The sequence below is a fragment of the Oligosphaera ethanolica genome (assembly GCF_030814695.1).
In the GTDB taxonomy this organism is placed as follows: Bacteria; Verrucomicrobiota; Lentisphaeria; order Oligosphaerales; family Oligosphaeraceae; genus Oligosphaera; species Oligosphaera ethanolica.
The window spans coordinates 4160525-4179990 of sequence record NZ_JAUSVL010000001.1 but is presented as its reverse complement, the minus strand read 5'-3'; the positions used below and the strand labels follow the sequence as shown (position 1 = coordinate 4179990).

Below are 19466 nucleotides of genomic sequence, written 5' to 3'. Positions count from 1 at the left end.
GCACGTGCTGTCTAGGCCAGTTCAATACTCACGGGGCAGTGATCCGAGCCCATCACCTCGGGAAAAATCGCCGCGCTTTTGACGCGATCGCGGAACGCCTCGTCCACGCAATGGTAGTCTATTCTCCAGCCGACATTCCGTTCGCGAGCCCGCGCCCGAAACGACCACCACGTGTATTTGCCGGGCGAGGAATCGAAAAGCCGGAAGCTGTCCACATAACCCGCATTGAGGAAGGTGCTCATCCATTCGCGCTCCTCGGGCAGATAGCCGGCGCTGGTTTCATTTTCCTTCGGGCGGGCCAGATCAATGGGCTGATGCGCGATGTTATAGTCGCCACACATCACGATGTGCTTGCCCGTCGCGCAAAGCTCGCGGCATTTTTCCAGCGCGGCGGCGCAGAAGGCCAGCTTGTAATCCAGGCGGGCGCCGCCGTCTTGGCTGTTGGGGAAGTAGCAGTTCAGCAGGAAAAAGTCCTCGAATTCAAGAATCAACGTCCGCCCTTCCTGATCAAATTCCGCCGCGCCTAGGAGATTCACCGACAGCGGCTCCTGCCGGTAATAGGTCGCCACGCCGCTGTAGCCCTTCTTCTCCGCCGAGGCGAAGACGGCCTTGTAGTCAGCAACGGCGAGCATCTCGTCATTGAGCTGTTCGCGGTTGGCCTTGGTTTCCTGAAAGCACAGACAATCCGCGCCACTAGCGATCATCCACGGCACCAGGCCCTTCGTCTGACAAGCCCGAATACCATTCACATTCCATGAGATGATTTTCATGATCCGACTGCTCTCCTTAGCATGCCTAAAACACAACTCGTTATTTCGCACGCGCTAATATAACCCCGCCGCCGTTAACGCAGACGCCCGCACCGGCCTTTCTTGTACCAACTGTGATAATGAAACGCTGACGCCCCACTGCCCCACTGCCCCACTGCCCCACTGCCCCACTGCCCCACTGCCCCACTGCCCCACTGCCCCACTGCCCCACTGCCCCACTGCCCCACTGCCCCACTGCCCCACTGCCCCACTGCCCCACTGCCCCACTGCCCCACTGCCCCCACTGCCCCACTGCCCCACTGCCCCACTGCCCCACTGCCCCACTGCCCCACTGCCCCACTGCCCCACTGCCCCACTGCCCCACTGCCCCACTGCCCCACTGCCCCACTGCCCCACTGCCCCACTGCCCCACTGCCCCACTGCCACCTTGTCCACCTTGTCCACCTTGTCCACCTTGTCCACCTTGTCCACCTTGTCCACCTTGTCCACCTTGTCCACCTTGTCCACCTTGTCCACCCCGCGCAGGACTGCCCTTGGGGGCTTTTTCTCAGTTTTGAGCTTGCGGAGTTGGCCGTTGTCCACTAGATTTTTAGGTTTACTCATTGATCATCCGTTTTGTCATTTTCACCAACCCCAAGACTTGACATGAAAATAATTGTCCTTATCAAGCAGGTGCCGGAGAGCCAAGCCACGCGCATGGACGAAACGACCGGCACGCTCATCCGCGAGGCGGCCAGTTCGGTCATCAATCCGCTGGACCTCCACGCCATCGAATGCGCGTTGCTGATCAAAGAAGCCGCGAAGGAAAAATGCGAGATCGTCTGCTTGAGCATGGGGCCACCGGCGGCGACGAAGGTCCTGCGCGAGGCCATGGCGCTCGGCGTTGATCACGGCGTCCTGCTGTCGGACCGCGCCTTTGCCGGTTCCGACACTTGGTGCACGGCCTTCACCCTGGCTGCAGCCGTCAGGAAGCTCGGTCTGCCCGATCTGATCCTTTGCGGCGAACGCGCGACCGACGGCGAGACCGGCCAGACCGGCCCGGCCATGGGCGCCTTCCTCGACCTGCCGGTGATCAGCTTCGTCAGCCACATTGAGCAGATCGCTGGCGGTTGGCGCGCCAGGCGCATGCTTGAAGACGGCTACGAAACCGTCGAAATCGACGGCCCCGCCCTCGCCTGCGTGCTCAAGGAAGCCGCCGTACCCAGACTGCCAACCCTGCAAGGCAAACGCCTCTCCCGTGCCAAAGACATCGACATCATGAGTGCCCAGGACCTCGGCGTCAGTCAGGACGACACCGGCCTGAAAGCCTCCCCCACCCGCGTCGTCAAAATCTTCCGCCCCAGCCACCTCAAGAAGTGTGAAAAATTACCAGCAATGGACCCCGCTCAGGCCGAAAAAGCCGTCGATCGCGTTGTGTGTCTGCTGAAGGAGAAAGGCCTGATATGAGCCCGAAAGCCGTGTGGATCCTCGCCGAACAACGCGAGGGCAAAGTCGCCGACGTCAGTTACGAATTGATCACTCGCGGCCGCGAGCTTGCCGACCAGCGCGGCACCGAGCTCTGCGCCGTCATCCTCGGCGATAATCTCAGCGATGCCGAACTGCAGACACTCATCGACCGCGGCTGCGACCGCGTCCTGCACGCGTCAGCCCCCGAGCTGCGCCATTTTCTGCCCGAGCCCTACGACAAATGCCTGCAGGCACTAATCGTCAAAGAACAACCCGAAATTCTCATCGCCGCAGCCACCAGCACGGGGCGCACCGTGATGCCCTGCGTCGCCGGCCCCCTTCGCGCCGGTCTCACCGCCGACTGCACCGGCCTGCAGATTGAAGCCGACACCGGCAATCTCCTGCAAACCCGCCCGGCCGCCGGCGGCAATATCATGGCGACCATCAAGACGCCCGAACGGCGCCCCCAAATGGCGACGGTCCGACCCCATTCCACACGGCCCGCACCCAGCATCTCCGGCCGTACTGGCCGCATTGACCGCTGGCAGCCGCCGGCGGACTTGCTCAAGAGCCGCGTCCGTCGCGTGGACTACACGCCGGCAGTGGAAACCCAGGCGATTCAGGACGCCGACGTCGTGGTCGCGGTAGGCCGTGGCTTCAAAAAGGGCGACAATGTCGAACTGGCCCGCAAACTCGCCAACGTCCTTGACGGCGCGGTCGGCGCGAGCCGCGAGGCCGTCGATCGTGGTTGGCTGCCCTACCCGGCGCAGGTCGGCCTGTCAGGCAAGACCGTGTCGCCAAAGCTGTACATCGCCGTCGGCGTATCCGGCACCGTGCAGCATCTCGCCGGCATGCAAACCTCCGAGACCATCATCGCCATCAACAGCGATTCCGAGGCGCCGATCTTCAATTACGCCGAGATCGGCCTATGCGGGGACCTCTTCACCCTGCTGCCCATGCTCACCGCTAAAATTGCCGCCGCCAAGCAGTCCTGACCGCGCGCCACGAGGAGTCATCACCCACCATGAACAGCGCCACCCACAGTTATCAGCCCATCAGCACCAACGTCGTCAAGGAACTCAGCGACCTTCTCGGCGCCAGCAATATCATCTTCAACGACCCCGAGCGCCTCGAACCCTTCTCACGCGACGAAGCCGCGGACTGCGAAACACGCAATCCCGAGCTGGTCGCCCGTCCCGGCAATGCCGAGGAACTCGCCCAGCTGGTCCGCGTCGCCAACCGCGAACGCATTCCGGTAACGGCTCGCGGCGCCGGCAGCGGTCTCTCCGGCGGCGCCGTGCCGCTCTTTGGCGGCATCGTCCTGGATTTCGGCCGGATGAACCGCATTCTGGAAATTGACCGCGCCAACCTCACCATCACCGTCGAACCCGGCGTCATCACCTCGGAAATCAACGAAGCGCTGCGCCCCTACGGACTCTTCTATGCCGGCTACCCCATGAGCCTCGAGACCTGCACCATCGGCGGCAACGTCGCCGAAAACGCCGGCGGCGGCAAGGCGGTCAAGTACGGCGTCACCGGCCGTTACGTCCTCGGCATCGACATGGTCTCGCCCACCGGCGAGCTGGTCAGCCTCGGCGGCAAGCTGGTGAAAGACGTGTCCGGCCTCAATCTCCTGCAGCTCATGGTCGGTTCCGAGGGCATCCTCGGCGTCTTCACCAAGATCATCCTGAAGCTGCTACCGCTGCCCAAGGCGTCGGTGGACATGCTCTGTCTCTTCAAAACTATCGACGAAGCGGTCGCCGCCGTGCCGAAAATCATGACCGAGGGCGGCATCATCCCGACCGCCGTCGAGTTCATGGACCGACTGTCCTTCGCGACGTCCTGCGAATACCTCAACGAGAGCCTCCCCTGCGCCGACGCCGGCGCCATGCTGCTCATCACCGTCGATGGCGCGGACGAGAAGCAGGTCGAGCACGACTACGATGTCATCGGTGAACAATGCCTGGCTGCCGGTGCCACGAACGTGTACGTCGCTGACACCCACGTGAATTCCGAGCGCATCTGGCGCATCCGTCGCGCCGTAGCCGAGGCCTTCAAGGTCTTCTCGCCGCATCAGAGCCTCGAGGACATCGTCGTGCCTATCGCGGCCATTCCCGCCGCCAGCGCGGCCGTGAACGAAATCTCCGCCAAATACGGCGTGAAAATCCCCTGCTACGGCCATGCCGGCGACGGCAATCTGCACGCCACGCCAGTCATGCCACCGGAATGGACTTTCGAGCACTGGCACGGCGTCCTGCCGGAGATTCTCATGGACATGTACAAGGCCATCGCCAAAATCGGCGGCCACATCTCGGGCGAACACGGCATCGGCCACAAGCGCAAAAAGTACCTCGCTGCAGTCGCCGACCCGGGATTCATGCTCATGATGCGCAATATCAAGACGGCTTTGGACCCCAACGGCATCATGAATCCAGGTAAAATTTTTGATTGAACGCACGCTGTCGCACCTCAGCCCAACCCAAAGGACCCGCGTCATACCCATTGCTGTTGACGGCGCCAGCGTCCACCGGCATTTTGTCTGCGTCGACCAGGAATACGACTGGCAACAACGCTCAAGCTAACGTCCATCCCCGTCTTTTCACCCCAACCACAAGCGGCCAACGGCCATCGGAGCAACCAGCATGAAAAGTCAGGAATTTTACCTCGCGGCCTGTGCAAACACCCCCCAGGGCGGTATCTATCGTTACGTCATGGACCAAGGGCGCCCGCGCCAGCTCGGCTTCAACCAGCTCAACAGCGCCAACTACCTGGCCTACTCGCCAGACCGCAAGTTCCTCTACTCGACCTGCGCCATCGGCGACAACGGCGGCGTGGCGGCATTCCAAATCAACGACGACAATTCGCTGACCTTCCTCAACAGCATGGACGCCAAGGGCCTGAGCAGCTGCTTCCTCTGCACCGACCCCAGCGGCAAGTTCCTCTTCACCGCCAACTACCGCAGCGGCAGCGTCACCGAATTCGCCCTGGAGAACGGCGCCCTCAAGGCCCTCACCCAGGTGATTCAACACGAGGGACACGGCCCCAATGAAAAACGCCAGGAAGGCCCGCACACCCACTTCACCCAAATGGCCCCCGATGGCAAGTACCTCTGCGTCGTCGATCTCGGCATCGACGCCGTGAAATGCTACCCGGTCGACCCAACACGCGGCATCGTCGCCAGCGGCGTCAAGACCTTCTCCGATGTGCCAGCCGGATCAGGCCCGCGCCATCTCATCTTCGACCGCAGCGGCAAAATTGCCTACCTGGCCAACGAGCTCGGCAACACCGTCGTCTCCATGCGCTACGCCGATGGCGTCTTCACCGCCATCCAGCTCAAACCGACTCTGCCGGCAACCTTCACCGACGCCACCAAGGTCGCAGCCATCCGCCTGTCCCAAGACGAAAAATTCCTCTTCGTCTCCAACCGCGGCTACGACTCCATCGCCGTCTACGCCCTCGATGGCCAAGGCGGCATGACCATGACCGACCTCGTCCTTACCGGCGGCAGCAGCCCCCGCGATATCAATTTCCTCCCCGGCTGGTCGAAATTCGCCGCCACCAACGAGTTCTCCGACTCCATATTCTTCTACGACTACGACGCCAAATCCGGCAAGCTCACCCCCGACGGCAATGTCATCACCACCCTGCCGCGACCACTCTGCATCCACTGGTAAACCCCGGCGGATAACGGACAATATCTCACAAATCAATGTCCCCGGCGGCATTCATCCTGGGACCGCCGCCGTCCCGGCGGCACCAATCCTGGGACCGCCGCCGTCCCGGCGGCATTCATCCTGGGACCGCCGCCGTCCCGGCGGCATCAACAACATCAAGCCCTAGAAAAGCCATGATCTACCCGACAGTCAACGACACGACCTTCACACGAGCCCTCAACAGCGCCCGGCTCTGCCTCGACGAAAAGAAATTCGACGTGGTGATGCTCGGCGCCCGCCAGTTCGGGCAGGAGCGCGGCGAGGTCATGAGCGCATTGCCGGAGCAGGACGCGGCGACTCTGCGGGAGACGCCGCTGATGATCTTCTCCATCACCAAGGCGATTGTCGGCACCGCCATCGCCCGCATGGTCGATCAGCGGCTTCTGCGCTGGGACGACCCGCTCCACCATTTCATCCCCGAGCTCAAGGCCGCCGGCGGCGACTTCCTCGCCCTCCGCGTCGAAGACGTCTTTCTGCACCGCACGGGCCTGAAGGACTGCCCCTGGCATAAATCGAGTCCTGCCGAGCTCGTCGCAGCTGGTTTTCAGTGGGCGCCGCGCACGGCGGCGTCCTATCGCACCAGCCCCTACCAGCTCATCCGCCAGGTCCTGCTCAGCGTCGGTGCCCGCGCCAGCGCCCAAGAGGTCCTCCAGGACTGGATTTTCACGCCCTGCGGCATGCCCAACACGTCCTTCTGTCCAGCCGACCTGGCCAAGACCATCCCCTGCAATTTTACGACCATCCCGCTGGACGAATTCTGCGCCGCGGAAATCTGCGGTGCCGGCCTCTGGTCCACCTGCAACGACCTCATGAACTTCGCCGATGCCGTCATCACTCCCGGCCGCCTTATGTCCCAGCCGACCTTCGAGGCCATGCGCGAAGCCGACATCCTCCGTACGCCCGACAACAACAAGGCTTTTCTCATCCGCAGCCGCGGCTGGAATAAGGAGCTCATCTTCAACCACCAGCCCCAACGCGCCTTCCTCCACGGCGGCGCCGCCGGTAGCGTCCTGTGGTGCGATCCCGAAGCCAACCTCATCGTGGCCTTCATCGCTAACCGCTGCGGCGTCGGCAACGACGACGCCTTCCGCACCATCGGCGAATTCTACGCGGACTGCTAAACCACTGCCTGGCGCCCTGCCGCCGCCCTCTTTTGCAACAGAAAGTTCCTTGCCATGCCCAACGCCATCACCGTCAGCATCGTCAGTCTCGGTTGTGCCAAGAACCTCGTGGACACCGAGGTCATGTGCGGCGACCTCGTCGCCAATGGCCTCTACTTGGCCGAATCGCCCGACGACGCAGACGTGACGCTCGTCAATACCTGCAGTTTTATCCGCGATGCCCGCGACGAGGCCGACCAGGCCGTCCGCGACGCTATCGTCTGGAAGAAACAGGCCCCGCGCGGCCGCAAACGCCTGGTCGCCGTCGCCGGCTGCCTCGTCCAGCGCAATCTCCCGCAATGCCGCAAAGACTACCCCGGCGTGGACCTGTTTATCGGCTTGGACGACATCACCAGCGTCGCCGCCAAAATTACTGCCGCCTTCAACGCCGGCGGCAAGCGCACGGCGGCTTCTTCTGCCCCTACGCCGCGCGGCAGCGACCTTGGCGCCCTGCCCCTGCCCACCTATCTCTATGACCACACCACGCCGCGACTGACACTCACGCCCAGCGCCTTCGCCTACGTGAAGATCGCCGAAGGCTGCGACCACCGCTGCGCCTACTGCGCCATCCCGGGCATCCGCGGCAATCAGCGCAGCCGCAGCATGGACTCCGTCGTCAGCGAATGCCATCAGCTCCTTGAGCAAGGCGCGCTGGAAATCAACTTCATCGCCCAAGACAGTTCCCGCTACGGCCTCGACCGCAAAGACGGCAGCACCCTGGCCGAGCTCCTCCGCCGTTGCGATGCCATCCCCGGCGATTTTTGGCTGCGCGTGCTCTACACCCACCCGCTCTACGTCAACGACGAACTGCTCGACATCCTCGCCCACGGCAAACACGTCGTGCCCTATCTCGACATGCCCCTGCAACACCTCAGCACGCCAATCCTCAAAGCTATGCGCCGTGGCATGGACAGCGACCAGACCCGCGCCCTCATGACCAAAATCCACGACCAATATCCCGAACTCACCGTCCGCACCACCTTCCTGGTCGGCTTCCCCGGTGAAACCGACGCGGACTTCCAGGAACTCCTCGAATTCGTCAAGTCCTACGGCTTCGATCGCCTCGGCGCTTTCGCCTTCTCGCCCGAGGAAAATACCCCCGCCATGGATATCCACGAAGGACTCGTTCCCGAAGAAATCGCGATGGCCCGCCGAGAAGAACTCCTCCTTGCCCAGCAGTATGTCTCCGCGCGCAAAAATGCCGCCATGGTCGGCAAAAAACTCCGCGTGCTCCTCGAAGAACCCGTGGACAAACGGCACTGGCAAGCCCGCAGCACCGGCGATGCGCCAGACGTCGACCAGCTCATCACCGTCAAAACCCGCGCCAGTCAGCCATGCCTGCAGCCGTGCTTCGCCGACGTCGTCATCACCGGCGCCGACATCTACGACCTCGATGCCGAAATCAGCCCCGCCGAACCCGATGGCAAGGCCACCGCAAAAAGCGCCGCCCCAGCAGGCAAACGCCGTAAAACCGCAAGGTAAATCATGCCAATCAGGGATAAAAAGAAACTACCCGCCAATGTCTCCAGAGACAACCGCTCGACCCGCATCGCCGTGCGGGTCGTCATCAGCCTCACGCTCTTCGCCATCGCCATCACCGGCCTGGTCTTTGCCGGCAAAGCCGTCCGCCGCCATTTTTACGTCAACAACCCCCATTTCACGCTCCTGCACGTCACCACCGCCCCGACGGCGAATTACTCCCGCGATCGCGTGCTGACCATTCTCAGCGAAATGGGCGTGGATATCGGCCACTGCAATCTCCTCGCCATCGACATCGGCAAGATCCGCAAACGCCTGCTTGCCGAGCCGCTCGTCCACAGCGCGGAAGTCCGCCGAGTCATTCCCGACACCCTCAATATCCAATTCAGCGAATGCACCCCAGAAGCGACCCTGCGTTGCATCCCGACGCTACTCATCGACCGCAATGGCTTCATCCTCCCCTACCAGGGCATCAAGGGCGTGCCAGCGACATTACCGCAAATCACCGGCATCCGCAACCCCGGCAAGCTTGAACAGGGAACCCGCACCGATGACTTCATGCTCCTCGGTGCCCTACGACTGCTGCGCTTCGTCGCCACTCACGACGACATGGCCTACTGCGATATCGCCCTCATCCAACTCGACTACAGCCAGCGCCATTTCCGACTCATTCTCCGCGCCACCCCAGGCGGCACCGTCTTTCGCGCCGGCTCTGAAGTCGTCGTGCCCCTTGCCAATATGGATGCAGCCTTCAAACGCCTCAACGACATCGTCAACATGAAAAAAGAACGCCGTGGCACCATCGGCACCATAAACGTCACCTACGAACGAAACATCCCCCTGACGCCGTAGCGACAGCCACGCCTATTTTCCGCTCGCCGGCATTTTCTGATCGTGCACGGGGAACATGCACGTACAAGCATTGTCTATTCACCGCATGCGTCACCGTCCACTCACCACCCTTCTCGCCCTTATCTGGCTGCTCACTCTGACCGCCGCACAGCCAACCACTGCTGCCATGGTGGTATGCGTCGGCGCGGACGGCCACGTCGCCTTGGAAAACGCCAACGCCGGCCACTGCCACGGCCGCAGCGAACACCTCCCGCAAGCCGAGCCCGGCCACGGCCACAGCGAACTCCAGCAACACTCTGGACCCAGCTACGACCAGCCGGGTTTGGCAGCCGAAAGCTGCACGGATTATCCCCTGGACGCCGCCGAACGCGCCACCTGGCACCGTCTCGCGAAAGCCAATGCCGGCGTCAAGGCGCCCATTGCTTATCTTCTCCCGCCCGGCCAGCCGCCGGTCTTCTCTCCCTGTAATTCTCTCCTTCCTCCGGACCGCCGTCCCACCTGCGTGCCGCCGCATATAGTGAGCATCAGGACGACAGTCTTGCGTCTATGATCCCTGTTTTAGCTGTAGACTCGAGTCATGCCCAACGGGCCCCAGCGGGGCCAGCATGGCACGATTTGTCGAACGACTAAAAACAGAGGATTGTCATGACACGAACGAGCCTTTTTGGCCCTCTGGCATTTCTATGCCTGATTCTGGCCACCGCCAGCCGCGCTGATGATCACGCGGCCACTGCGCCGACGTCGCCCCAGACGCCGGTGACTCTTGCTGAACTTGAAGCACTTGTCCTTGCCACGCACCCGGCCAGCACGGCCCGGCATGCCGGCTACGCTGCTGCGCTGAGCCTAATCGACCAGGCCGCCGCGTTGCCCAATCCCGAGCTGGAAGTGGAGATGGAAGACGTCGCCACCGAGGGCCCTGGCAATCGCCTGGCAGAAACGACTTACGCGATTCAACTCAACCAGCCCTTTGAGCTCGGGGGCAAACGCCGCCGCCGTCAGCACCTGGCAGCCATGACGGCCGAAGAACAGCGCTGGGAAAACAGCATTGCCGAACAGGACGCGCTCGCCGCCCTGCGAGAGGACTTCCTGTCCGTGCTCGCAGCCCAGGAACGACTGGCGTTCCTACACGCCGCCACCGACAGCGCCCGTAGCGCGCGCAACTGCGTGGCTGAAAGAGTCCAGGCCGGCAAAGATGCCCCGCAGGAACTCAGTCAAGCTGAGATGGAACTGGCCCGACAGGAATTGGCCGTGCTCCGAGCGATCAGTGCCGTCGACCGCAGTCGTGCCGCGTTGCTGGCGCAGCTTGGGCCACAGGCCAATGCGTTCAGGAACCGGCCCATCACGGGCGACCTGCGCGCATTGCCGCCACTGCCGACCATGGCAGAACTCCTGGCGCGCCTGCCGGACAGCGCCGCCTGGCAACACGCAGCGCAAGCCGAGCGCGTAGCCGCCGCCGAGCTGGCCAGCGAAGATCGCGCTGCCATGCCGGACCTGACGCTGTCCGTCGGCTACAGCTACGAGCGCGGCAGCGGCGAACACCTGGCGAAGCTTGGTCTGTCCATGCCACTGCCGCTTTTTGATCGTAACCGCGGCAACCGCATAGCCGCTCTGCATGGCGTCGCCCGCGCGCGCGCCGAGGCCACAACCACGCAGCTGGCACTGCAGGCCGAACTGGAACAGGAGTGGCTCAGTGCCAAGACAGCCGTCGCGGCCGCAACGGCCATTCGTGACGGGTTGCTCCCCCACGCACAGCGCGCGCTGACTGACGCCAGCGAGTCCCATCGCCTGGGCCGCGGCAGCTACCTGGCGCTGTTGAGCGTCCAACAGGCATGGCAGGAACTCAACAGCGAATACATCGATGCCCTCGCCGAAGTGCATCAGCACCTGAACGGCATCAAGCGACTCATCGGCCAACTGAATACTGAAACGTCATCACCTTCATTTGAGGATAAAAGACAATGACCGAGAACCAACCGAACATAGCACACGGAGGTCACCGCAAAGGCCTCGCCGGCAAGATCGTCATCGCCTTGCTGATCATCGCGGCCATCGCGACCATTGGCGCCAAACAAGCACTGGACAATAACAACGCCGGACACGCACATGGACCAGACTGTACCACCGACCACGATGACCACGATGATCACGCAAAAGACACCAAGATGGCCCCGGCAAACGCCGACCACGCCGACCACGCCGACCATGCAAAGGCCGATTCTGCCCACGCGGAAGACGACGCCGATCACGCTGACCACGCCGAAGACGCGGAAGACGCCCACGCCGGGCATGACCACGGTCCGGGCTCTGGCGACGCTTCTGGCGGCCTGACCCTCTCGGCGGCGGAACGTCGTCATGCCGGCATTGAGCTGGCCGTTGCAGCTGGCGGGGATATCGCGCAGGAGAAGCTCCTGCGCGGTCAAATCGTGCTCAATCGCGAGCGCCAAGCGCAAATCACCACGCCGGTAGCGGGCGTCATAGCACAAATGCTGGTCAGCGAAGGCGACCGCGTCGCCGCCGGACAACTCCTGGCGCTGCTCCGCAGCAGCGAACTGGCGGATATGCGCCTTGACTATCTCAGCAAGCTGCAGCAGGCGACGCTGGCCGACAGGCATGCCCAGCGCGCCGAACTCGTCCAGCGCAACACGCAACGACTGGTGACTTACCTCGCGGAAAAGCCGGCGCTGGCGGCGCTGGCGGACTTTTCCGCCGACGACCTGGGCGAGCGCCTGGCACAGCTCGTCGATGCCTACAGCGAGCTGGAACAGCTGCGGCTGAATGCCGAACGCGAAGAACGCCTGCGCCAAAAGGCCATCGGCAGCGAAGAAGACTTACTCAACGCCCAGACGGCCTACGCCAAGGCGTCAGCCCATTACCGGGCCCTGCGCGACAGCGCCGTCTACGAAGAACGACTCGCCTGGGAAAGCGCCCGTGCCGACGCTCAGGAAAAACGCTTCGCCGCCAACTGCGCCGCGCTGCGCCTGCGCGTCGCCGGCGAAAACGACGAGGCACTCAGCGCCCTGGCCGCCATGGTCGACAACGCCGAGGCGCTGCCACCCGAAGCCGACCTCGCCCGCTGCGAAGTCCGCGCCGCGTTCGCCGGGACGATTCTGAGCCGCTCCAGTACAACCGGCGAACGAGTGGGCGCCGACAGCGCGCTGTTCACGCTGGCCGACACCAGCAGCGTCTGGGTCGAATTGCTCGTTTATGCCCAGGATCTGGACGGCATCGCCGTCGGGCAGAACATCACCATCTGCAGCGTGCATCGCGACGACGAAACCCGCGCGCCTATCCGCATGATTTCCGCTGTCCTTGACCCGGCAACCCGCGCCGCCACGGTACGCGCAGAACTGACCGACACCGCTGGCCACTGGCGTCCCGGCGCTGCCGTCGAGGCGCGACTGCGCACGAACAACACGACCTACCCGGTCGTCGTGCCCCGCAACGCCATCCAGAACATCGACGGCGAAAGCGTGGTTTTCGTACCCGCCGGCGACGCCTTCACGGCACAGCCCGTGCAGCTCGGCCCGGGCGACAGCGAACGCGTGGCCATCGCCAGCGGCCTGAACGCAGGCACGACCTACGTCGCCGCCGGCGCTTACACCCTGAAAGCCAAGCTGGTCACCAGCGCGCTGGACCCACATGCCGGACACGGCCACTGAGCATAGGAGGACACGATGATCGATCCCATTATCGGCCTGGCTCTGCGCCGGCCTGCTTTGATTTTGCTTCTCAGCGCCGTCATCCTCGGACTGGGCATTCACCACTACCGGCAACTGCCCGTGGACGCCTTTCCCGACACCTCACCCGTCCTCGTCCCAATCTTCGCCGAAGCCCACGGCTTCGCCCCGGAAGAAATGGAACGACTGGTGAGCTTCCCCATTGAAACCGCCATGAACGGCCTGCCCGGGGTGACCCGCATCAAGTCCACGTCGGCCTTCGGCATGGCCGTGATCTACGTGTATTTCGCCGACGACGTGGATATCTATTTCGCCCGTCAGGTCGTGAGCGAACGCCTCGCCGCCGTCAGCAACCAACTACCAGAGCTGGACACCGCACCGGCCATCGGGCCCATTGCCACCGGTCTCGGGCAGATTTTTCTCTACTATCTGCAGGCCGATCCGGCCATCGTGGACTGTGGTGACAAGCCCCTCGACCTCTGGCTGCGTGAACTCAATGACTGGGTCGTCAAATACCAGCTGCAGAGCGTGCCCGGCGTCACGGACATCCTCGCCATCGGCGGCCATGTTTTGCAGTACCAGGTGCTGGTCGATCCCCGCCGTTTGGATGCCCACGGCCTCGGCATGGACGACGTCGTCACGGCCCTACAGACGAACAACCGCAACGTCGGCGCGCAGTTTGTCGTCATGGGCCAGGAAGAACACCTGGTGCGCGGCCTGGGGCTGCTGGCGACGCTGGACGATCTGCGCCAACTGCCGCTGCGCCACGACGGCGCGTCGTCGCTCAGCCTGGGCGACATCGCCGATGTCCGCTATGGTCCGGAGCTGCGCCGCGGCGTCGTCACGGTCAATGGGGAACGCGAAGTGGTGTCCGGCCTGGTCCTGAAACTCTACGGCGCCAACACCTCGGAGGTCATCGCCCGCCTGCACGAACGGGTAGTATCGGTCCAGGCGACTCTCCCGGCCGGTGTAACGCTGGTGCCCTACTACGATCAATCGGAGCTGGTCAGCAACGCAACCGGCACCATCAAGAAGGCGCTACTGCAAGGCGCTCTGCTGGTCATCGCCGTGCTGATTCTGTTTTTGGGCAACTGGCGCGCGGCGCTGATCGTCGCCGTAGCCCTACCGATGAGCGCGGCGGTGGCGATTCTGGGCATGGGCTGGCAGGGCCTGTCGGCCAATCTCATGTCTCTGGGCGGCATCGCCATCGCCATCGGCATGCTAGGCGACGGCACCATCGTCATGGTCGAGGCCATCACCCGGCGCCTCCAGGGCACAACCGCGACGCCTGAGGGCAGAATGGCCCACATCGCCGCCGCCGCAAAGGAAGTGAGCCGACCCATCGTCATGTCCATCGCCATCATCATCAGCGTCTTCCTGCCCATCTTCACCCTCACGGGCGTGGAAGGCAAGATGTTTGCGCCGATGGCCTACGCGATCAGCTACGCGCTGCTCGGATCACTGCTGGCAGCCCTGCTGCTCGCGCCGGTGCTGTGCCAGGTCCTGCTGAAGCCCCGCGCCGCCAGCCGCGAGCTGTGGCTAATTCGGGTGCTGAAGCGCCTCTACGAGTCGCAGCTACGCTGGGTCCTCGGCCACCGCGCCCTCGTCCTGGTTCTGAGCGTGCTGGTCCTGCTGGGCAGCGGCCTGATGCTGCCGCGCCTGGGCAGCGAGTTCATCCCCACCCTCGACGAAGGCTCCATCCTCATCGGCGTCACCATGGCACCGGCCATCGCGCTCGAAGACGGCACCGATACCGTCATGCGCATGGAACGGGCCATCATGGAATTCCCGGAGGTTAGCCGGACAGTATCCCGCATCGGCCGCCCCGAAGCCGGCAGCCACCCGCACCCGGTCAATACCGCCGAAATCCAGCTCGAACTCACGCCGATGGCCAGCTGGCAGCGCTTCCAGCGCAAAGACGACCTGGTCGCGGCTCTGGCCAAACACCTCGCGCAATTCCCCGGCGTCCAGCTCAACTTCACCCAGCCCATCCAGAACGCCTTTGATGAACTGCTCTCCGGCAGCAAAGCCCAGCTTGCCATCAAGGTCTATGGCGAAGACCTCGCCGAACTGCGCCGGCTGGCGGAAGCCGTCCGACAAGCCGTAACGACGGTGCCAGGGCTGGTCGATCTCTCCCTGGAACAGAACAGCGGCCAGCCACAGCTGCAAATTGTCGCCGATCGCGCTGCCTGCGCCCGCCATGGCGTGGCCATCCACGACCTACTGGAGACCGTCGAGCTCGCCGTCGGTGGCGAAGTCGTCGACACCATCTTTCTCAATACCCGGCGCTACGGCGTGTTTGTGCGCTACCAGGATGACTACCGGAGCAGCCCCGAGGCCATCGGCGACATCATGATCGCCAATGCCGACGGCGTGAAGTTGCCCCTGAAGCAGCTGGCGGACATCCGCCACGACGTCGGCCCCATCCAGATCAACCGCGAGAACAACCAGCGCTACTGGCTGGTCCAGGGCAACATTCGCGGCCGCGACCTGGGCAGCGTGGTGGCTGACGCGCGCCAGCGCATTGCCGAAGCCGTGTCCTTGCCGGTTGGCTACATGGTCGAATTCGGCGGCCAGTTCGAGAACCAGCAGCGGGCAATGTCCCGCCTGGCGCTAATTGTGCCGGTGGTAATACTGGCAGTCATGGTGCTGCTCTGGCTGGCCTTTGGGAGCTTCCGCCACGCGCTGATCATCGTCGCCAACGTACCGCTGGCGCTATGCGGCGGCGTCGTCGGGCTGCTCCTCTTCGGCGAGTATCTGTCCGTGCCTGCCGCAGTGGGCTTCATTGCGCTGTTCGGCATCGCCATGCAGAATGGCATCGTGCTGGTCACACATTACAATGACCTCCGCGCCAGTGGCATTCCCCTGCACGACGCCGTCCGCAAAGGCTCCATGCTCCGCCTCAGCCCCGTGCTGATGACCGCACTTACCACCGTGCTCGGGCTCCTCCCGCTACTCATGGCCCGAGGCGTCGGCTCCGATGTGCAACGGCCACTGGCCACCGTCGTGGTCTTCGGACTAGCCACCGCCACCGCCCTGACGCTACTCGTCATCCCCGCCGTCTATAGCGCCGTCGAAGAACGCCGCAACAAAATCTGACGCGTACGAAACACCCCGCGCCCGCAGCTGCTCAACACGCCGCTGCGGGCGCGCCACCAGCCGACTCTGTTCCAAGAAAAAACACGCCCGACGCGCACAATCGCTGAAAAGCGGGGTAAATTCATCTGCTGTCACATACCATCAGTTCTGACCGACAGGAATGAGCGCCATGAAGATCTTCGATGTCCACACCCACGTTTTTCCCGACAAGATAGCCGCGCAGGCCCTGGCGCATCTGCGCAAGAATTCCTGCGGCATACCGGTTTTTACGGACGGCACGGCGGCCGGTCTGGCTGCTAAAGCGCGTGAGGCCGGCTACACGGCTTGGCTGAACTGCCCGGTGGTGACCCGGCCAGACCAAGTCCATTCGGTCAACGACCGCGTCGCCAAACAGAACAGCCTGCCCATGCTCTCCATGGGCGGCATGCACCCGGCAGTCACCGCGCCGCAAGACGAAATCACCCGCATTCACGAGCTCGGCCTGCGCGGCGTCAAATTCCATCCCGAGTACCAGGAGTTCTTCCTGCTGGAAGAGCGGCTGGAGCCCATCTGGCAACGCTGCGAGGAATTGTCCCTGCCCGTGATCATCCACGCCGGCCAGGACATCGGTTTCGAGCCGCCCTTTCATTCATCGCCGCCAGACTTCGTGGAATTATCCCGCCGTCATCCTGGCCTGACCATCATCGCGGCGCACCTAGGCGGCTGGCGCTCATGGGACGACGTCGAGCGACACCTCGTCGGTAGCGCCGTCCTGATGGACACGGCCTTCGCCAAGCCCTTCATGCGCGATCCGCATCAGTTGTCCCGCATCATTCGTGCCCACGGCGCCGACAAGATTCTCTTCGGTACCGACTCGCCATGGCAGGACCTCCGGGAAGCCGTCGCCGACATTATGAGCCTGGCACTGCCCGCAGCGGATACGGAACGCATCTTCTGGGGCAACGCCGCGCGACTCTGGCCAGTACTGCAGTCGGCCTGACCACGGAAACAAGCAACGCCGCACAGCATACAAGGACCAACGAAGCATGGACAGCGCCAACGCCAACACGCATCGCGATCAATGGCTAAGCATGAGCGACGACGAGCTCTTCCGACTCTGCCGTTGCGACACCCGCCGCGGCGTAGGCCCCGGCGGCCAAAAGCGCAACAAGACCGAATCGGCCGTGCAGCTCACACACCACCTCACCGGCGTCAGCGCCATGGACGACAGCAGCCGCTCGCAGCACCTCAACCGCCAACACGCCCTGCGCAAATTGCGCATGGAAATCGCCCTGGCCATCCGCCTGGAAACCACGCCGACACCGACCACCGAAGCCACCGCCGCTGAGCACGCGCCCAGCGTCAACAACGCCCTCTTCGCGCTCTGGGCCGCGCACGCGCTGGACGCCCTGCACGCCGCCGACTACCGCATCGCCGACGCGGCGGCAGCACTTGGCATGAGCACGGGCCGCTTCAACAAGGAACTGGCCAAGTCGCCCGCGCTCTGGCAGAAAATCAATCAGGAACGGACCAAACGCAACCTCCCGCCGCTCCGGCAGTAACCACAACTCAACACAACCCACTGCACAGAGAGAGTTACCCCATTCTTACCACGCCTCTGCAATAACCGGCTTGACATTCCCCCTAAACCCATTGTTGAAAGGCCATCCACTCATGAATGACTATAGCAACTACCTTCCCCAAAAAGGCGGTCTTGACGGCACACCGGATTTCCCCCCGGCTGAACAGCGCGTACTAGACATGGTCTATGACAACAATCTCCCCGGCCTCAAGCGAGCGCTGGCAGCACTGCTCAAAACACCGGCAAAAACCACCGACGCCCTGGCCGACCTCATGGACTGCTGCATGCTCGACGCCGCCGAACAGGGCTCCCTCAATATCATCAAATTCCTCCACCAGGAAGCCAAACTGGCCAGGGTCGACCCCCTCGACTACCCATACGGCCCTGAAGACACGCCGCTGCTCTACGCCGCCGCCGCCGGCGCCACCAACGTCGTCAAGTATCTCCTGCAGGCCGGCGCCAATCCCTTCGCCCTTGACGACACCGGCGTCAATCTCGCCCAAAACGCCATCAACAGCGGCAATGTCGAACTGGCCAAGTACCTCATTGAGGACTGCAAAATGCCCTGGCAAGGCTACACTTGGGAAGGCCTCAGCGCACTGCACCTGGCCGTGGACTCACAACAGCCGGCAATGTTCGAGTACGTCCTCGCCCTCGGTGCCATCGCCTACGACCAGCCCAAATTCTGCCCGACAGAATGCCAAAAGAATTTTCCCATCACCCGCTACATCGACCATCTGGCCGAAACCCTCGCGACATCATGGCACCCGGATGCCGAAAACGCCGACAAACTGATCCAGGCACGCAGCAAACACGCTACCGACCTGAAAAATCAATACCTGGAAATCCTCGCCAAATACCGCCGCCAACACGCAAAGTAAGCAAAGGCCGGCATGACGTCCAGCGCGTTCATCGCGCCACGCGTCATGCCGGCCCGTTCTGTGCATCCTGCGTATCCCGCCAGTGGCGCAGTACCGCCAGCGCCGCCGCCGGTGTGCTCAGAGCCCGAGATTGGTCGTGTCGTCGGCGATATAGGCCGCGCTGCTCGGCCAGCTCTGCTTTTGGCCCAGCGGCGCCACATCGCCTGGGAGCTTGACCGCGCGAGCATGGCCGTCAGCAAGCAATACGTTCGAGTAGCCGCCGTGGATGTTGCTCATATAACGATCATTCATCAGCTGAGTGGTATTGATGGTGCTCCGGTCGTAGGTGCTCAAGTAGCGCTCGGTGAGATAAATCTTCTGCGAGGGCAGCGTGACCTCCGACGTGCTTACGCGTTCGTTCGTGCGCCCCGTGTAGTAGATGGCAAAGAGTTTCACCGTATAGTTCCACCAAACGCCCGATACCGAGTAACTGCAATTGATGGGCCTCACCGTGCCACTGGTAAGTGTACTGGTCGCCGGAAAAGATGGACAACGGGCACAGCCCTCGGTCGTTTTGTTCATGTAATCGTTGTAAAAGCGCACACCCCAATCATGTGCGGCGTAGAGACCGGCATTGTCGTCCGTGTACATGATCATGTACACCCCGAGCTGCTTGTAATTGTTGATGCAGCTGATGCTGCGGGCTTTCTCCCGCGCTTTGGCCAAGGCAGGCAATAACATGGCCGCCAATATGGCGATGATGGCAATCACCACGAGCAGTTCAATCAAGGTAAATCGACGCGACTTCATATCTGCAATCTCCTGTGTAGTGCAATTCTTATCCTCATG

Annotated in this window: 18 protein-coding genes; 15 read left to right on the top strand and 3 right to left on the bottom strand. The window is 63.0% G+C overall.

Features of this window, described 5'->3' with window-relative positions:
• Positions 1-11 precede the first annotated feature (11 nt).
• Together J3R75_RS14610 and J3R75_RS14605 are read right to left on the bottom strand one after the other, a co-directional pair.
• Positions 12-770 (bottom strand): exodeoxyribonuclease III, encoded by a 759-nt coding sequence (locus J3R75_RS14610; RefSeq protein ID WP_307262932.1) that lies wholly within the window; start codon positions 768-770, stop codon positions 12-14.
• 54 nt (positions 771-824) lie between these two features.
• The gene (locus J3R75_RS14605; RefSeq protein WP_307262928.1) at positions 825-1373 is read right to left on the bottom strand and encodes a hypothetical protein; all 549 of its coding nucleotides are present in this window, start codon (positions 1371-1373) and stop codon (positions 825-827) included.
• A gap of 42 nt (positions 1374-1415) precedes the next feature.
• Between J3R75_RS14605 and J3R75_RS14600 the strand changes: the two genes are divergently transcribed.
• The 15 genes from J3R75_RS14600 to J3R75_RS14530 all read left to right on the top strand — a co-directional run bounded on the left by J3R75_RS14600 (position 1416) and on the right by J3R75_RS14530 (position 18638).
• Complete coding sequence (locus J3R75_RS14600; RefSeq protein ID WP_307262925.1) at positions 1416-2216, top strand: electron transfer flavoprotein subunit beta/FixA family protein; 801 nt, start codon at positions 1416-1418, stop codon at positions 2214-2216.
• Complete coding sequence (locus J3R75_RS14595; protein ID WP_307262923.1) at positions 2213-3211, top strand: electron transfer flavoprotein subunit alpha/FixB family protein; 999 nt, start codon at positions 2213-2215, stop codon at positions 3209-3211. Before J3R75_RS14600 ends, J3R75_RS14595 begins: the two co-directional genes overlap by 4 nt.
• Before the next feature lie 29 nt (positions 3212-3240).
• Positions 3241-4668 carry an FAD-binding oxidoreductase gene (locus J3R75_RS14590; RefSeq protein WP_307262920.1) on the top strand — a complete coding sequence of 476 codons (1428 nt, stop codon included), beginning with the start codon at positions 3241-3243 and terminating at the stop codon, positions 4666-4668.
• The gene (locus J3R75_RS14585; protein ID WP_307262916.1) at positions 4661-4798 is read left to right on the top strand and encodes a hypothetical protein; all 138 of its coding nucleotides are present in this window, start codon (positions 4661-4663) and stop codon (positions 4796-4798) included. The genes J3R75_RS14590 and J3R75_RS14585 overlap by 8 nt, the downstream gene beginning before the upstream one ends.
• 60 nt (positions 4799-4858) lie before the next feature.
• Positions 4859-5890, top strand: coding sequence for a lactonase family protein (locus J3R75_RS14580; RefSeq protein WP_307262914.1), 1032 nt, complete (start codon positions 4859-4861; stop codon positions 5888-5890).
• Between the two features lie 173 nt (positions 5891-6063).
• Positions 6064-7050: a serine hydrolase domain-containing protein gene (locus tag J3R75_RS14575; protein WP_307262912.1), complete on the top strand. Its 987-nt coding sequence runs from the start codon at positions 6064-6066 to the stop codon at positions 7048-7050.
• Between the two features lie 54 nt (positions 7051-7104).
• A complete protein-coding gene (rimO, locus tag J3R75_RS14570) occupies positions 7105-8571 on the top strand; it encodes a 30S ribosomal protein S12 methylthiotransferase RimO (protein ID WP_307262909.1) in 1467 nt (488 codons plus the stop codon).
• A 3-nt stretch (positions 8572-8574) separates the two neighbouring features.
• The gene (locus J3R75_RS14565) at positions 8575-9420 is read left to right on the top strand and encodes a cell division protein FtsQ/DivIB (protein WP_307262908.1); all 846 of its coding nucleotides are present in this window, start codon (positions 8575-8577) and stop codon (positions 9418-9420) included.
• An 85-nt stretch (positions 9421-9505) separates the two neighbouring features.
• Complete coding sequence (locus J3R75_RS14560) at positions 9506-9970, top strand: hypothetical protein (RefSeq protein ID WP_307262905.1); 465 nt, start codon at positions 9506-9508, stop codon at positions 9968-9970.
• Positions 9971-10065: 95 nt separating this feature from the next.
• Entirely contained in the window at positions 10066-11382 is a 1317-nt protein-coding gene (locus J3R75_RS14555) for a TolC family protein (protein ID WP_307262903.1), read from the top strand.
• A complete protein-coding gene (locus tag J3R75_RS14550) occupies positions 11379-13079 on the top strand; it encodes an efflux RND transporter periplasmic adaptor subunit (protein ID WP_307262900.1) in 1701 nt (566 codons plus the stop codon). The genes J3R75_RS14555 and J3R75_RS14550 overlap by 4 nt, the downstream gene beginning before the upstream one ends.
• A gap of 15 nt (positions 13080-13094) precedes the next feature.
• Positions 13095-16196 (top strand): efflux RND transporter permease subunit, encoded by a 3102-nt coding sequence (locus J3R75_RS14545; RefSeq protein WP_307262897.1) that lies wholly within the window; start codon positions 13095-13097, stop codon positions 16194-16196.
• Between the two features lie 169 nt (positions 16197-16365).
• On the top strand, positions 16366-17175 hold the full coding sequence (locus J3R75_RS14540; RefSeq protein WP_307262895.1) for an amidohydrolase family protein: 810 nt from the start codon (positions 16366-16368) through the stop codon (positions 17173-17175).
• A gap of 46 nt (positions 17176-17221) precedes the next feature.
• Positions 17222-17737, top strand: coding sequence for a peptide chain release factor family protein (locus tag J3R75_RS14535; protein ID WP_307262891.1), 516 nt, complete (start codon positions 17222-17224; stop codon positions 17735-17737).
• 112 nt (positions 17738-17849) lie between these two features.
• Complete coding sequence (locus tag J3R75_RS14530; RefSeq protein ID WP_307262889.1) at positions 17850-18638, top strand: ankyrin repeat domain-containing protein; 789 nt, start codon at positions 17850-17852, stop codon at positions 18636-18638.
• A 117-nt stretch (positions 18639-18755) separates the two neighbouring features.
• On the opposite strand, the gene J3R75_RS14525 is transcribed toward J3R75_RS14530, so the two are convergent.
• Complete coding sequence (locus J3R75_RS14525) at positions 18756-19427, bottom strand: prepilin-type N-terminal cleavage/methylation domain-containing protein (protein ID WP_307262886.1); 672 nt, start codon at positions 19425-19427, stop codon at positions 18756-18758.
• Positions 19428-19466: the final 39 nt, after the last annotated feature.